The organism is Fodinibius sp. (genome assembly GCF_034521915.1).
Lineage (GTDB): Bacteria > Bacteroidota > Rhodothermia > Balneolales > Balneolaceae > Fodinibius.
Genome location: NZ_JAXHLU010000018.1, coordinates 93,089 through 108,522, shown reverse-complemented (window position 1 = coordinate 108,522; position 15,434 = coordinate 93,089). Strand labels below are relative to the sequence as shown.

14 protein-coding genes are annotated in these 15,434 nt (G+C 43.7%); 8 read left to right on the top strand and 6 right to left on the bottom strand.

Going from position 1 to position 15,434, the window contains the following annotated elements; translation table 11 throughout:
• On the bottom strand, positions 1-1,600 hold a 1,600-nt coding region (gene hutU / locus U5J89_RS14280), incomplete at its 3' end, for a urocanate hydratase (RefSeq protein ID WP_322576321.1).
• Positions 1,601-1,807: 207 nt separating this feature from the next.
• On the opposite strand from hutU, the gene U5J89_RS14275 reads away from it, so the two are divergent.
• Positions 1,808-3,676 (top strand): peptide MFS transporter, encoded by a 1,869-nt coding sequence (locus U5J89_RS14275; protein WP_322576320.1) that lies wholly within the window; start codon positions 1,808-1,810, stop codon positions 3,674-3,676.
• Positions 3,677-3,776: 100 nt separating this feature from the next.
• The gene (mnmE, locus tag U5J89_RS14270) at positions 3,777-5,189 is read left to right on the top strand and encodes a tRNA uridine-5-carboxymethylaminomethyl(34) synthesis GTPase MnmE (RefSeq protein ID WP_322576319.1); all 1,413 of its coding nucleotides are present in this window, start codon (positions 3,777-3,779) and stop codon (positions 5,187-5,189) included.
• Between the two features lie 278 nt (positions 5,190-5,467).
• On the opposite strand, the gene U5J89_RS14265 is transcribed toward mnmE, so the two are convergent.
• A complete protein-coding gene (locus U5J89_RS14265; protein WP_322576318.1) occupies positions 5,468-5,770 on the bottom strand; it encodes a hypothetical protein in 303 nt (100 codons plus the stop codon).
• Between the two features lie 70 nt (positions 5,771-5,840).
• Positions 5,841-6,128, bottom strand: coding sequence for a hypothetical protein (locus U5J89_RS14260; RefSeq protein ID WP_322576317.1), 288 nt, complete (start codon positions 6,126-6,128; stop codon positions 5,841-5,843).
• 752 nt (positions 6,129-6,880) lie between these two features.
• On the opposite strand from U5J89_RS14260, the gene U5J89_RS14255 reads away from it, so the two are divergent.
• The 3 genes from U5J89_RS14255 to U5J89_RS14245 all read left to right on the top strand — a co-directional run bounded on the left by U5J89_RS14255 (position 6,881) and on the right by U5J89_RS14245 (position 9,246).
• Positions 6,881-7,483, top strand: coding sequence for a short chain dehydrogenase (locus tag U5J89_RS14255; protein WP_322576316.1), 603 nt, complete (start codon positions 6,881-6,883; stop codon positions 7,481-7,483).
• Positions 7,484-7,540: 57 nt separating this feature from the next.
• Positions 7,541-8,167, top strand: coding sequence for a DUF3365 domain-containing protein (locus U5J89_RS14250; protein WP_322576315.1), 627 nt, complete (start codon positions 7,541-7,543; stop codon positions 8,165-8,167).
• A gap of 68 nt (positions 8,168-8,235) precedes the next feature.
• A complete protein-coding gene (locus U5J89_RS14245; protein ID WP_322576314.1) occupies positions 8,236-9,246 on the top strand; it encodes an LLM class flavin-dependent oxidoreductase in 1,011 nt (336 codons plus the stop codon).
• A 58-nt stretch (positions 9,247-9,304) separates the two neighbouring features.
• Here the strand turns inward: U5J89_RS14245 and secG are convergent, their stop codons facing one another.
• Positions 9,305-9,712: a preprotein translocase subunit SecG gene (gene secG / locus U5J89_RS14240; protein ID WP_322576313.1), complete on the bottom strand. Its 408-nt coding sequence runs from the start codon at positions 9,710-9,712 to the stop codon at positions 9,305-9,307.
• Positions 9,713-9,862: 150 nt separating this feature from the next.
• Between secG and U5J89_RS14235 the strand changes: the two genes are divergently transcribed.
• Positions 9,863-10,756, top strand: a complete 894-nt coding sequence (locus U5J89_RS14235) for a mechanosensitive ion channel family protein (protein ID WP_322576312.1) — start codon at positions 9,863-9,865, stop codon at positions 10,754-10,756.
• A 37-nt stretch (positions 10,757-10,793) separates the two neighbouring features.
• On the opposite strand, the gene U5J89_RS14230 is transcribed toward U5J89_RS14235, so the two are convergent.
• Entirely contained in the window at positions 10,794-11,468 is a 675-nt protein-coding gene (locus tag U5J89_RS14230) for an SOS response-associated peptidase (protein WP_322576311.1), read from the bottom strand.
• 89 nt (positions 11,469-11,557) lie between these two features.
• Here U5J89_RS14230 and U5J89_RS14225 point away from each other — a divergent pair, with 89 nt between their 5' ends.
• Entirely contained in the window at positions 11,558-12,505 is a 948-nt protein-coding gene (locus U5J89_RS14225) for a type II CAAX endopeptidase family protein (protein ID WP_322576310.1), read from the top strand.
• 89 nt (positions 12,506-12,594) lie between these two features.
• Positions 12,595-13,959 (top strand): DEAD/DEAH box helicase, encoded by a 1,365-nt coding sequence (locus U5J89_RS14220; protein WP_322576309.1) that lies wholly within the window; start codon positions 12,595-12,597, stop codon positions 13,957-13,959.
• A 117-nt stretch (positions 13,960-14,076) separates the two neighbouring features.
• Here the strand turns inward: U5J89_RS14220 and U5J89_RS14215 are convergent, their stop codons facing one another.
• A complete protein-coding gene (locus tag U5J89_RS14215) occupies positions 14,077-15,315 on the bottom strand; it encodes an aminotransferase class I/II-fold pyridoxal phosphate-dependent enzyme (protein WP_322576308.1) in 1,239 nt (412 codons plus the stop codon).
• Between the last annotated feature and the right edge of the window lie 119 nt (positions 15,316-15,434).

The following is a 15,434-nucleotide window of genomic DNA, read 5'->3' as shown; positions in this document are numbered from 1 at the left end:
CGTGACGCATCACACCACTGCCCGGATCATTGGTAAGCACGCGCTTGAGTCGTTTGTCGGCCGACTCCGTTCCATCAGCAACACAGACCATTCCTCCGTGAATTGAATACCCAATTCCAACGCCGCCGCCATGATGTAGTGACACCCAACTTGCTCCACTTGCTGTATTCAACATAGCATTAAGCAGCGGCCAGTCGGCAATGGCATCTGAGCCATCTTTCATTCCTTCGGTCTCGCGGTTTGGCGATGCCACCGACCCCGCATCCAGGTGATCACGACCGATTACCAGGGGAGCATCTACTTTTCCCTTTTTGACGAGCCAGTTAAACTTGGCACCCATCTCGGCGCGTTCACCGTACTCCAGCCAGCAGATGCGCGACGGCAGGCCTTGAAACTGCACCTGATCTTGGGCTTTGCGAATCCACCGATTTAGCGATTCTTTCTCAGGAAACGTATCCAGTACCGCTTGATCAGTGGTATAAATATCTTCGGGATTGCCGGAAAGCGCCGCCCAGCGAAACGGACCGGAGCCTTTACAAAACAGCGGACGAACGAAAGCGGGTACAAATCCCGGGAAGTTAAAGGCTTCGTCCATACCGCGATGATCGGCCACCTGGCCGCGCAGGTTATTTCCGTAATCAAAGGTAATGGCTCCCTTTTCCTGCATTTTCAACATAGTTTCTACATGGGTCACCATCGAGTCAAGCACGGCCTCTTGGTACATTTCAGGGTTTAGCTCACGCTCTTCGGCAGCCTCTTCAACCGACATCCCGGCAGGAATATATCCAACCTGGAGATCATGGGCCGCAGTCTGATCGGTCAACACATCGGGGATCACGCCTTTTTCCAACATTTTAGGTAGCACTTCGGCCACATTTCCTAATAATCCAATAGATAGCGATTCTCCTTTCTCTTTGGCATCCAGTGCTTTTTCGAGCGCCTCATCCAGATTCGAACACTTTATGTCACAATAACCAGTTTCGATACGCCGGTCAATATGACTTTCATCCACTTCGATGGCGATGCAGGCCGCGCCGTTCATCGTAGCTGCCAGCGGCTGAGCGCCACCCATGCCACCGAGTCCAGCCGTGACCAACAGTTGACCTTCTAGCGTACCATCAAATTTCTGGCGGGCACATTCCGCAAAGGTTTCATATGTGCCCTGCAAAATGCCCTGCGTACCGATATATATCCACGATCCGGCCGTCATTTGTCCGTACATCGTCAACCCCATTTTATCTAGGCGGCGAAACTCATCCCAATTAGCCCAGTTAGGTACCAAGTGCGCATTGGCAATAATCACGCGCGGGGCCTCATCATGCGTCTGAAATACGCCCACCGGCTTGCCGCTCTGCACCAAAAGCGTTTCATCATTTTCGAGTCGCTTTAGCGTTTCAACAATTTTATGATAGCACTCCCAGTTGCGCGCCGCTTTGCCACTCCCACCATAGACAATAAGCTCGTCTGGCTTCTCAGCGACATCAGGATCGAGATTATTCATCAGCATACGCAGGGCGGCCTCCTGATGCCAGCCCTTGCACTGCAATTCAGTTCCGGTTGGTGCTTTTATATTTTTGACGACTCCTTTTTCTGTACTCATCACCAATTTTTTTACTTCGGATTTTTGGCAATGTAATAAATTTAATGCGTATTGCGTACCATCTACCCCTGTTTGAATATCTCTGTATCAGTCGTTAAATAATACAAACACTTAAAAAGTTGCTTCACTATGTCGGTTTAATTATCATGCACGGCGTAAATCAATTGTGTTATTGGGAATTGCAATTTTAAATAAATACCAGTTTCAATGGCAAACGAACAAACAGGGACAGTAGAGACTGATAACTCCCAAAAAAATGACTTTTTTGGCCATCCGCGGGGGCTATCAACATTGTTTTTTACGGAGTTTTGGGAGCGCTTCAGTTATTATGGAATGCGTGCCCTTCTAGTTCTTTTTATGGCAGCAGCTGTAACCGGAGAAAATCCAGGTCTTGGATTTAGTGATGGCAGAGCTACTGCTATATATGGACTTTATACGTTTTTTGTATACGTCTTGGCTTTACCCGGCGGCTGGGTTGCCGACAAGCTATGGGGACAAAAGAAAAGTGTTTTTATAGGTGGATGTATTATTGCTCTAGGCCACTTTACAATGGCCGGCCCACTGATGGGACTTCCCGATGAACCTTCTTTTTACCTGGGACTCATTTTCATCGTAATAGGAACCGGACTTTTAAAGCCAAATGTAAGTTCTATGGTTGGTGAGCTCTATCCCGAAGGAGGTGCCCGACGCGATGCCGGATTTTCTATTTTTTATATGGGGATTAACTTCGGTGCTATTTTAGGACCTACGCTTTGTGGTATTCTCGGCGAAGGTTACAACTGGCACTGGGGATTTTCATTGGCTGGTTTCGGAATGCTCCTCGGACTTATTTCCTATAAAGTTGGTGAGAAAAATCTGGGAGAAGCTGGAAAACTGAAGGTAGATGACAGCCGAGAAACACTTTCTCGACGTAGCCGAAATTTTTGGATAACAACCGGCGCATGTACTGCAGTTATCATTCTGTTTAGCATCCTGATGAATACTGGGGTTATCGGGATATCACTGCAGCAACTTGCTCAAACTTTGGGTACCAGCGTGGCTCTTATAGCCGTAGTTTTCTTTGCTTATCTCATCAACGATACAAAATGGATTGGGATTGTATTACTATTAGCCGCTGCTGGATTTTACGCTGCATCATTTAGTTGGGGCTACACGTTATTTTCGTACCAAATTGGTATTGGAATTACGGTAATAGCCTTTCTCCTCTTCAATACTGTTCGGATGTTCATGCCAAGTCTCAATGTTTCACTAGAAAAGAAAAGATTATTTGTAATTTTTTGGCTTTTTATTCTAGCAGCACTTTTCTGGAGTGGTTTTGAGCAGGCAGGTTCCTCTCTTAATTTATTTGCAGATCGAGAAACTGATCGCACTTTCGGTCCCTATGGATTAATTAGCCAAGTAGGTGCATTTCTTCCTGCCTTAATACTGGCACTTCCCCTCGGTTATATAAGCTGGCGTATTTTTAAGCGTGATAACCTTTGGTGGGTTGGTAAAGCAGGAACAGCCGGTCTCTCTTTACTGGTTGTTGGCTTTGTCTATTACGTTTCTACCCAATTAACCGCCACGTGGGAAATGCCGGCAAGTATGCTTCAAAATATTAATCCACTCTTTATTGTAATATTGGCACCTGTATTTGGCTGGTTTTGGACATGGTTAGCAGCTCGTAATGCAAACCCTTCGATCCCTGTTAAGTTCGGTCTAGGACTTTTGGGACTAGCTGCAGGCTTTTTCGTAATTTCTTGGGGAGCCGCTAATGCTACAGGCCCCAACTCTGTTGCTCCAACATGGCTCATCGTTACTTACTTCCTTCATACCTGCGGTGAACTTTGTCTGTCTCCTGTTGGACTCTCTTCAATGACGAAGCTTGCCCCAGAACGTCTTGTCAGTCAAATGATGGGGGTTTGGTTTGTAGCAGCGGCACTCGGCAACTTATTTGCAGGGCTGATGGCCGGGCAACTGGAAACGCTGGAACCAAGCAGCTTATTTGGGAGCGTAGCACTGTTGGTCGGCGGTGGAGGAATTGTAGGTTTACTTGCGGCACCTCCAGTTAAACGATTAATGGGTGATGTAGAGTAATATTTTAGGATTTTTTATCCGAACCCTGTCAGAGTATACAACTTTGACAGGGTTTTTTATTTGAATGATATAAGGTGCAAAACGCCTTATATTTATTGCTATGACAAAAGAAGAAGCCACTCCTAATACAGAAGAACAACAAGAAATTAATCAGAAAGAACCTATTGCGGCCATTGCCACACCTGTGGGTGAAGGGGGAATTGCTGTAATCCGCGTATCGGGCAAAAATGCAATTGCCCAAGTTAATGCTGCCTTTAGTGGCATAGATCTTACCGAGCAGGAATCCCATACGGTACATTTTGGCAAAATTATAGATCAAGATGACAATGTCGTAGATGAAGTATTAGCTACGCTGTTCCATTCTCCAAAATCATACACCGGAGAAGAAACCGTTGAAATATCATGTCACGGCGGAGTGCTCGTAACCCAAGCCGTTTTAGAAGCTATGTTGGAGCTGGGAATTCGATCTGCCGAACCGGGGGAATTCACCCAGCGTGCTTTTCTGAATGGAAAAATGGAGCTAAGCCAGGCCGAGGCCGTTGCCGATCTTATCCACGCGAAAAGTAAAAAGGCCATGGATGCGGCCCATCAGCAACTCGAAGGGCAGCTTGGCGAACATATCAAGCAATTTCGGCAGCAGATCATCGACGCTACGGCTATGGTAGAACTCGAGCTCGATTTTGTAGAAGAAGACGTCGAATTTGCCGACAAGGAAGAATTGGAGCGACTCCTGAAAGAACTCGATAAGGAAATTGATAATCTCCTGGCCACCTACGAAACAGGGCGGCTAGTTAAGCACGGCGTTAAAACTGTGTTCATTGGGCTCCCCAATGCCGGAAAATCTACACTCCTGAATACACTGGTGGGTAAAGACCGGGCCATCGTTACCGACATAGCTGGCACCACGCGGGACACCATTGACGTGGACTGGAGTTACGACGGACTGCGTTTTACACTCACCGATACTGCCGGACTCCGCGATACCGAAGATGTAATTGAGGCCGAGGGCGTTAAGCGTTCGCAGGAAGCCTTCGAAAAAGCGGATCTGGCTGTCTACCTGAAAGATCTATCAAAACAACTGACTCAGGAAGAGCGCGAAGATATCGCCCGCTTCCAAAAAAGTGCAGGGGATACGCCCTTCGTACTTATAGGTACTAAAAACGATATCGCCTTAGATGTTGACGATGAGCGCATGGATTACGACCTGAAAATTTCGGCATTAGAGGGCGAAAAAATTGACGAGCTCAAAAAACTAATGAAACAACGAGCCCTCGAAAATAAGGAGTACGATTCCTCGAGCCTGCTCGTAACTTCCAGTCGCCACCGCGATGCGCTCCAAAACGCTCAGGAAAATGTTCGCAGCGCTTTAAACGCACTTGATCAGGGTATGACAGGCGATTTTCTTTCTATTGATTTGCGCTCGGCTCTTAAAGATCTGGGAACCATTACCGGAGAAATTACTACCGAAGATATTCTGGATTCGATCTTTTCGCGATTTTGTATCGGTAAGTGAAGCTGTTTTCTCTTCTTTGGCTTAACTCCTTTATATACTTTCATTTATACCCTTAACAGTATAAATAAGGACTTTAAAGAGTCAAGCTTTTAAAGGAGACCCTCTTTGAGCTTGCCGCTTTAAATTCTTTGCTATAGCATCATTTTTTATAGAATTGCTATAACAGGTTGTCGTTATGGTTTGGAGTCGACAACCTATAGCTGATTGGGTGTCTACCAAAATGTAGCAAGTTCACAGTAAAAAGTTGAACTAACCCCGATTGCTTATTTTGTTTGGCTTTAATTAACAACTGTAAATACTGTCTGAACATCAGGAGGAGTAGAAGCTATAACAGCAAACTTACTCTCATCATTATATTCAAACTCACCATACCCTTGCTCAACAGTAGCTATAATTTCTTTTACTCTTTCATAGCTAAAATTGGGTTTACCATCTTTAACCATTCTACCAGGCAGATCTTCTAATGCAACTTCTTCCAAATTAAACTCAGGAATTGCACGAAATGACCAAATTGCCAGCTGGATTTCACGATAAGTAATATCAGGATTATTGGTCATCAGATCTTCTTTGATATTAATCAAATAATTAACCGGTTTCCACTTTTCAACCCTATACGTAGAGTAGAGTTCAATACCATTGTAGACACCGTTTTCAGAATCGATTGAGGTCTGCCAATCTATACACCACCCTTCTCCAATACCATTCTGAGATTACATCATTTTGTTCAATATCACTGAATTCAATTCTGAAAAACGCTTTATTGTCCTTATTCACCGTGATTGTTGCATCTTCTCCTCCAGAAATCAGGGTTACTTCTTCCACTGGTTCAAGAGATTCAGATAATTGTTTATCGTTTTGTTCAAGAATTTCGCATGAAGCAATCGCGAATAGACTAAATACGAATATTGATAGGACAAATAAATGAGTGCTTTTTAACATCTGTGCCGTTTATTTTATTATTTCTCTATTAATGACTTTAGATAATATTACATCAAATATGATACAAAATTTATACTGTTTCTAATTAATATGTTCTAATGTTATCTACTGATCATTAATACTATTAGTCAACATGGTATTGCTAAAAAATTAGTCAGTTGGTTAAGACAGATCATGCAACTAGTTCTTTCTTAAACTCGGCCAGTTACTTCTCTTTGGGTATAAGGCTGGGAATTCCCTTGCTTGGAAAAGATTACCAGGATTTTTTTATGCCCTGATCACAAACTGTAGATAAGACTCGTTTAATAACTCCCTCCTAAGCTAACTCACGGATATTGACACATTGATTATTAACTGGATCAAATCCAATTTAAATGCTTAGCAGTAGATTCCTATTGGGGCATAATTTGCAACCGGAAATCTATAGCTCAACTGGTACCAAAATTTTACAAAGTTCACATGCTTATTGGATAATTATTAAGATACTTTTCTTTTGGTCTTTTTTTAGCACTTTTAACACTTTTTCAAATTGCTTTCATTACTATGGTTTTCATCCTTATATCAGTTGTATTATCAAAATCTCCAAGCACTTACTTTGATCCAATAAGTACCATAAAAAGGGATCAGATTTGTAATCATCATATAAACACTTCCTATCCCATCAATTTGAAGAATATATTTTCCTTTGGGGTGGAAAATATCCATCCTTCAGACGTAATTATTAAACCATCTGAATCTCAACATAGATTATTATGAAAATTTTATTGATAGGCGGAACCGGAACTATCGGCTCAAAAGTGACAGAACGACTTGATGCCGACAACGAGCTAATTATTGCCGGAAGCAGTTCGGGCGACATACAAACGGATATTACCAATCCGGCATCCATCAAAAAACTCTTTAAAGAAACAGGTAACGTCGATGCCGTAATTGTCACTGCAGGATCGGCGCCTGTAAAACCCTTGGTCGACTCTACGAACGAGGATTTTCTGGAGGGCGTTAAAAGCAAGATGATGGGACAGATCAACGTAGCCCTCACGGCCATGAATTACCTGAATGAAGGCGGCAGTGTAACGCTTACCTCCGGAATTCTTTCTGACGATCCCATACCACAAGGAAGCATTTTGAGCACGATTAATGGCGCAGTTAATGGATTTGTGACGGGCGCCTACGGAGAATTTCTACAGAACGGATTTCGCATTAATGCTGTAAGTCCCGCGCTGGTCGAAGATTCAGCCGATGCACTCGGCGATTTCTTTCCGGGACATACGCCTGCCAAAATGGAGCACGTCGTCGACGGCTACGAAAAAAGTCTCAAGACGCTCATCACCGGACAAATTATTAATATAGAATAACAACTATTTATCTATTAGATTACAGTAGTATCCTCAGAAACATAACCACTATTCATTATGCGATATGGAATATTAATAGCATTTATTTTGGCAATGGGTTACGGCTGTCAGTCCGAATCCCAAGAACAAACTGATAATAAATTAGCATACGATACTACTGTTGTAGTAAATGAGGGACAAAAGATAGCGAAAGCAACTTTTCAGACATTGAGTTCAAACCTGCAAAAAGCTATGCAAGAAGGAGGTGTTGAGTATGCCTTGGAATTCTGTAATGTAGAGGCGATGCCTCTTACTGATTCGCTTTCAGCTCATCATGACGTAAGTATTCGTCGCGCCAGTCATAAACCGCGCAACCCCTACAACACCGCCGACTCGCTCGAAGCCGAAGTCATCAAACAGTATATCAAAAAATTAGAATCGGGTGATAAGCTACAACCCGTTACCTATGCCGATGAAAACAGAATCACATTTCATGCCCCGATTACTATTACCAATTCTCTCTGTTTGAACTGTCACGGTAAGGTCAATGAAGATATCAGCAAAGAAAACCTGGCTACTATTCAGGAACTGTATCCCAAAGATCAGGCTACAGGATTTTCTATGGGCGACCTTCGTGGTGTTTGGACGATCCGTTTCCCCGCCACTCATTTTGATGATGCTGATATCCAACAATTAAAAGAGTAATCAGTTAACGCTTTATACTGTATTTTCTGTGTCTAACTTATTTTGATAAGAATTTCCTGTCTTAATTTATGAGCAACAATCCCCTTTCTGAGGTAAAATACTCTGTACTGGATTTAGCTGTAATAACCGAGGGCAATTCCGCCGCTGACGCCATTGAAAACAGCCGCGATTTAGCTCGCCATGTCGAAGACTGGGGCTACACCCGATTCTGGATGGCCGAACATCACAATATGGAAAATATCGCCAGCTCGGCAACTTCTGTTCTGCTGGGACATGTAGCCGAAGCCACCGAAACATTACGAATTGGCTCGGGTGGCGTAATGCTGCCAAATCACTCTCCGCTGGTTATTGCCGAACACTACGGGACGCTGGCTACGCTTTATCCCGATCGCATTGACCTGGGTTTGGGACGCGCGCCGGGCACCGATCAAAAAACCGCGCAGGCCATTCGTCCCGACCGCATGCAGCAGGTGCGGCAATTTCCTCAAAATGTAAAACAACTGCAGCAGTATTTTTCTGCTGATAACAGTTCGGCAGATGTCCGTGCCATTCCCGGTGAAGGAACCGAAGTACCGTTGTGGATTTTAGGTTCCAGTACCGACAGCGCTCATCTGGCCGCCGCATTGGGATTACCCTACGTCTTTGCCAGCCACTTTTCTCCACAGCAACTGCATGCGGCACTTCAGGTATATCGCGAAGAATTTCAGCCTTCAGAACAATTGGACAATCCCTATGTAATGCCCTGTATTAATACAGTTATAGCAGATACTGACGAACAAGCTGAATATCTGTCCACCTCCCTAAAACAGATGTTTATGGGGGTCGTTACCGGCAATCGTGATCCCATGCCACCCCCCGTTGACAATATGAATACGGTTTGGAATATGCGTGAGCGAATGGCTGTCGAGCAGATGTTGAAATACACATTCGTGGGCAACAAAGAGACTGTTAAAGAAGAGCTTTCCAGTTTCGTAAAAAAAACGAATGCCGATGAAATTATGACCGCTACCTACATTTATGATCATGATAAACGGCTCAAATCACACCGCCTGTTATCTGAAATCATGAGTGACCAATAGAAAAGCCCGACTTCCTGTTCAGAAATCGGGCTGTATAAAATCTTTATTCGTTTCGGAATTAATTATCGTCTCCCGAACTTCCTCCGTTATCTCCACCACCGTTGTTACCACCTTGGTTCTGTGGCAGTTCGGGTACCGCTGATGGCGTCTGGGAGGCATCATTTACTCCATTGCTTTGCTGGGCGGGGGCTTCAACCCCACTTTGTTGTACCGCACTTTCGGTAGCACCTTCACGCTCAATGGCAAAGTTCGCAAACACGCTGAGCGCCAACAATGCTGCTCCAAGTACCGTTGTAGATTTGGATAGCAGGTCAGCTGTGCGACGAGCTCCAAGGCCCTGGCCACCTGCCTGTCCACCTGCCAAACCACCGGATATTCCTTGTCCCTGGCCCGGTTGCAGCAAAATAACAATTACCAATAAAATGCAGATTAAAGTAATAGTCGATAATATAATTGTATAAAGCATAAGAGTAATCTATCTAACAGTAATTTTCAGACCCGTAAAGTTATTCAAAATTCCTTTTCTTTACAATGAATATATAATAGAAATTTAGCTGTAATGCACCTATACTAACAATTTGAATCAGTAAATATTTCATTGCCTAAATAATTAGCCGTGCCAGATTTCCCAAATAGAGTTCAAGAGTTCATTCAGAATTCCCCCGGTATTACCTACCAGGTTATTATTTCGATCATTGCCATTTTTATTATTTGGCTGATTCGCCTTATCGCTATACGTATCATCAACAAAAAACTACCGGAGGCAAAAGCCCAATACAAATGGCGTAAAAATCTGACATATATCGCCGTTTTCATCGGCTTTTTAATTGTTGGACGCATCTGGTTTGAAGGGTTGCAATCGCTGGCCACCTTTTTGGGATTACTTTCTGCCGGTTTAGCTATTGCGCTGAGAGGTCCCGTCACTGATTTTGCCGGATGGATCTTCCTAATCTGGCGCAAACCTTTTGATGTTGGAGACCGCATTCAGGTTGGCGATGTCAAAGGCGATGTAATTGATGTCCGAGTTTTCAAATTTACATTATTGGAAATCGGCAACTGGGTGCATGCCGACCAGAGTACCGGTCGCGTTATCCATGTGCCCAATCATTTGGTGTTTGATGATTCACTGGCCAATTACACCAGCGATTTTGAGTTCATATGGAACGAGCTGCCGGTGCTCGTCACTTTTGAAAGCGACTGGAAGAAAGCAAAACAAATTCTTCACGAAATTGCCGATGATCACTTAAAGGATTATGTGAAAGAGGCTCAAAACCAAGTGAGTTATGCTAAAAAATCGTACCTTATCCACTATCGGTATCTAACACCTACGGTCTATACGGATGTACGGGACAGCGGCATTTGCCTGACAATCCGCCACCTCTCCAATCCCCGGCGGCGACGTAGATTAGGCCAAGATATCTGGGAAGATATATTGGATAAGTTTGATAACCATGATGATATTGAACTGGCTTACCCCACCATGCGGATTTATAAAGAAGGCGAACAGTAATTTAGTGGGCTGATTGGATTAATCCTCGGTCCTGTCATTATTTGGGAATCGGCTGTATAAGTTCCGGACTGTTATTTTCGGGGTCATTGACATCCTCAGATACGCGATTGACCGTCAATTCGGTCATGGCGTAACCATTAATCACTTTCTCCAACTCCGATTCACTTAACACATCATCTCCCAGCCACTGATCATGATCATCAGGATGCACAAAAATAGGCATCCGGTCGTCAACAGGCTGAACGAGCGTGTTGGCTTCAGTCGTAAGCATCGCGCAGGAATAGACATCGCGGCCAGCCGAAGATTTCCAGACAGAATAAATCCCGGCAATGGCTGTCAGCTCGTTAGACAGCAGCCTGATGTAAAAAGGCGTGCTTTTCTTTTCGCTGAATTTCCATTTGTAAAATCCGTTGGCCGGTATCAGACATCGACGCTGCTCAACACACTTCGTCAGCCACTCATCCTCTTCGAGTTCTTCAATAGGAACGACAAAATTGTCGTTGCCCTCAATTTCTTCTTCGGCATCGGGCGGAATCAATCCCCAGCGAAAAGTATAGACTTTTCGTTTTTCATCCTCTTCATAAACAACCGGAATAAGCGAACCGGGCGCGATATTATAGTCCGGCTTAAAAAAATCATCCCGCGCCGTTGAAACCTCAAATAGTTCTTCTACTTCCTGTTTGGATGCCTCCAAGACAAAACGATCACTCATAAATTTCTGATTTCCTTTAGCTTTTCACATAGATTATGTTGCCTTTATACTAAGGTAACCGAATCAAAACTGCTAATGTTTCTTAATCCATGAATATCTTCATCAATAATAACGAACAGCGCCCCAGAGCCGGGTGGCGGCTGTTAATTCAATTCATCTTCATGTTTCTGTTTGTCGGCTTCGGCATAATGGGCGTTCAACAACTGTTAGCTGATCCGCTAATCATATACACCACCATTCCTCAATTTTTGGGAATTATCCTAAGCGTCTGGCTTGCAGCAAAACTGTTAGATAAACGCTCTTTTTTTGAATACGGAATCAATTTCAACAAGCAGTGGAGTAAAGATTTTTTTACCGGATGTTTGATTGCGGCCATTTCCATTAGCACCATTTTTCTTATTCAATGGTCGTTAGGGTGGATAACTATTATTGAATACGGCTGGGAAGCAGACTTAGAAACACCATTTCTAACCGGAATCATCAGCTTCTTTGTAGCTATGCTTATGGTGGGATTCCATGAGGAGCTGCTCTCGCGGGGCTACCAGCTTCTCAATATCACCGAAGGGTTAAAATATCCCGCCGTTGGATTAAATGGAGCCCTTGTTATGGCCATATTGCTAACATCTTCCCTCTTTGGGTTTATGCACTTTTTTAATCCTAATGCCTCATTTATCTCAACATTCAATATCATTTTAGCAGGTATCGTCTTGGCCATACCATACGTTCTGACCGGTAGTTTGGGCTTGTCGGTCGGACTTCATTTCAGCTGGAATTTTGTAATGGCAGGTATTCTCGGCTTTCCCGTTAGCGGTAAGAATATCGAGTTTTCCATACTCCAGATTCAGCAATCCGGGGCCGACTTTTTTACCGGCGGTGCTTTTGGCCCCGAAGCGGGTATTCTTGGATTATTGGGAATGACAATAATGTTAGGGGGATCACTCGTTTATATTAGGCAGAGCCGTCGCGAACTTAATATTGATCAGTTGTTTAAAAAAGACTATCAACAAACCACGAAATCAGATGAGCAAACGGCATAAGTTTTGTATATTCTGCTATTGATACGCATCGCTTGGTTTTGAAGCGAATGCATGAAGAACAAACATTAATAAAATGAAAGGTTAGCACGTTGAAGTTTGAAGAAATGACGTTGAGCCCCAATATCATGAGCGGGCTTCAAGACATTGGTTATACTGAACTTACTGAACTGCAAGAAAAAGTAATCCCAGCTGTACTGGAAGGCAATGATGCACTTATAAAAGCCGAACCGGGAAGCAGCAAGATCGCCTCTTTTGTAATCCCAGCACTTGAGCAGGTCAATAAAAGAGAGGACAAAGACGGTACTTCGGTACTGGTACTAACTCCCAACCCCGAGGAGTCTCAAGAAATTGATGAGCTTGTTTGGGCTATGGGTTATCATGCTCAAATTGAGTGTGCTTCCATCGATATGGATACCGATCTCGAAGAACAAAAGGAATCTATCCAAAGTGAGGTGGAGGTTATTGTTGGCAATCCCGGTCCCCTGTTGGATGTTTGCCAGGATCTGAGATTCATATTCCGTCACGTTGGATTAGTGGTTATCGATGCCGCTGACGAAATGGTGGCTCTAAATCTGCAGGACAAAATACAGAATATTTTAAAGCGGGTACTCAGTGATCATCAAACACTTATTTATGCAAAAGAAGTTGATGATGATGTAAAAGAGCTTACCAAACAACATACTGAAGATCCTATTGCCATTGGTTTTGAAGATAAACCTGGCATGTTAACAGAGCCCCCAAAGGTAGATCAAAACTTATCACAGGGCTACATCTATGTGCCTAACCGCATGAAGATTACGACCCTGATGGCACATCTTGAGAATACTCCTCATGATAACTGTGTTATTTTTACAGCCTCGAAGCGCGGGACGGATCGCCTCTATCGAACGCTGCGTAAAAATGATATGAAGGCCACCAGCCTTCATGGAAAGCTTTCGGATGAGAAACGGTCACAACGATTTGCCAACTTTACCAATGGTGATGTCCAGTATTTGCTGGTAGCCGATATTCCGGCCGCAGAACTGGTGTTAGATCGCGTAACACAAGTTATTAATTACGATGTGCCTAACGATCCGAATGAATATCGATATCGCGCCAGCTTAGTTGGTTCGGGTACCGCTTCGCGCATTGTGTCACTCGTCTCTAAGCAGGATCGCAGTGATATTAACGAGCTGGAAAATAGCCTTGGACAAGCACCCAAAGAATTACCACTTCCGGACAAAGTGAAGCAGAAACTTGAAGAGCGCAAGAAACAGAAAAAGAAAAAGTCTCGTGGCGGTAAGCGTGATAACCGCTCCAAACAAGGCGGCAACAACGGTCGCGGTAAAAAGAAAGATGACGAACTTCAATTACCACGTCCAAGCTATGACAAGCTTAGCGGTGGTAAAAAGGGCGATTCGCCTAAAGATCAAAAGGATGGGGTTATTGGCCTGATCAAAAAGCTATTTTCTTAAGAACCATGATAGGGAAATGATCTGAATCCCAACAATTTATGAAAAGAAAAAGCCCCGTTTTCGGACGGGGCTTTTTCTATATAGATTCTGAATGTTAAATCAATTGGCAACTGCCTCTCATGCCGTCATTTTCTTCTTCTGTTTTTCCGCCTCAGCAAATACCACATCTTTAATCGCTTCAAACCCTTTGAGCGTTTTTTCAATATGCTCTTCGGTATGAGCGGCAGTCGGTATCAGACGAATTAGTACCGTGCCCTTTGGTACTACCGGATAGGCAACACCGCTTACAAAAATGCCGTGCTCTTCACGCATTTTTCGCATAATAAGCTGACAGAGATCAGTACTTCCTTTTGTTAAAACAGGCGTTACGGGACATTCGGCAGGCAATACATTATATCCCATATCCCGGAGTCCACCGCGCAGCATGTTCGTATTTTCCCATAGCTTTTCTCTCCACTGAGGATTATTACGAATCATTTCCAGTCGCTTGCGCGCCGACTTCACAATCGGCATGGGTACTGACTTCGCAAAAATCTGACTTCGCACATTTGCTTTCAGAAATTCCACAACGCGTTCATCGGTAGCTACAAAAGCACCAATCAGAGCAAAAGCCTTGGCAAAAGTTCCAAAGTAGATATCAATTCCATCGTGACAATCTAAATGCGTTCCAGTACCGGAACCGTCTTCACCCATCGTACCAACACCATGCGCATCATCAACAAGCAAACGGAACGGATACTCTTCTTTAAGTGCAATCATCTCATTGAGAATACCAAGGTCTCCGGTCATCCCGAAGGCGCCCTCTGTTACAACCAAGACAGCCCCATCATCCTTTTTCTTGCGATGGGCTCGCTCCAACTGAGTCTTAAAACTATCAACATCGTTATGCTTAAACACATACTTTTCAGCCATAGCCAGCTGCTTTCCATCAACAATACAAGCGTGGCTTAGCTCGTCATAAATAAGAACATCGTTGCGATCTACCAGCGCATGTATAACGCTCATAATGCCTTGGTAACCATAATTCAGCAGAAAAGCATCATCTTTATGAACAAAATCGGCCAGCTCATCTTCCAGCTTTTCGTGCTCGGTAGAGTTTCCCGTCATCAGGCGGGCCCCCATAGGGCTGCTTAAACTGTAATCCTGTGCAATTTTGGCATCATATTCTTTTATCTCTTCATTGCTGCCAATACCTAGATAATCATTGATGCTCCAGACAATTACATCTTTATCGTTAAACTTCATTACGGGACCCAATGGTCCTTCAAGTTTGGGATATGTATAATATCCGTATCCTTCTGAAGTAAATTCTCCTAACGGGCTTGGTCTGGACTCAAGCTTATCAAATAAATCCATAAACTAACTTGTACTAATTTGGTTATATGTAGATGATTCTATTATGCTCACAACATAAAATGTAGCTGTAAAAACAATTAAAAAAGGTAATGAAAATAACCCGCATCTCAAAAATAACA

Coding starts and splice junctions, on each gene's coding strand:
- mnmE (WP_322576319.1), top strand. CDS start 3,777: ATGACAAAAGAAGAAGCCACTCCTAATACAGAAGAACAACAAGAAATT.
- U5J89_RS14215 (WP_322576308.1), bottom strand. CDS start 15,315: ATGGATTTATTTGATAAGCTTGAGTCCAGACCAAGCCCGTTAGGAGAA.
- U5J89_RS14225 (WP_322576310.1), top strand. CDS start 11,558: ATGAATATCTTCATCAATAATAACGAACAGCGCCCCAGAGCCGGGTGG.
- U5J89_RS14230 (WP_322576311.1), bottom strand. CDS start 11,468: ATGAGTGATCGTTTTGTCTTGGAGGCATCCAAACAGGAAGTAGAAGAA.
- U5J89_RS14275 (WP_322576320.1), top strand. CDS start 1,808: ATGGCAAACGAACAAACAGGGACAGTAGAGACTGATAACTCCCAAAAA.
- U5J89_RS14245 (WP_322576314.1), top strand. CDS start 8,236: ATGAGCAACAATCCCCTTTCTGAGGTAAAATACTCTGTACTGGATTTA.
- U5J89_RS14260 (WP_322576317.1), bottom strand. CDS start 6,128: ATGTTAAAAAGCACTCATTTATTTGTCCTATCAATATTCGTATTTAGT.
- U5J89_RS14255 (WP_322576316.1), top strand. CDS start 6,881: ATGAAAATTTTATTGATAGGCGGAACCGGAACTATCGGCTCAAAAGTG.
- secG (WP_322576313.1), bottom strand. CDS start 9,712: ATGCTTTATACAATTATATTATCGACTATTACTTTAATCTGCATTTTA.
- U5J89_RS14250 (WP_322576315.1), top strand. CDS start 7,541: ATGCGATATGGAATATTAATAGCATTTATTTTGGCAATGGGTTACGGC.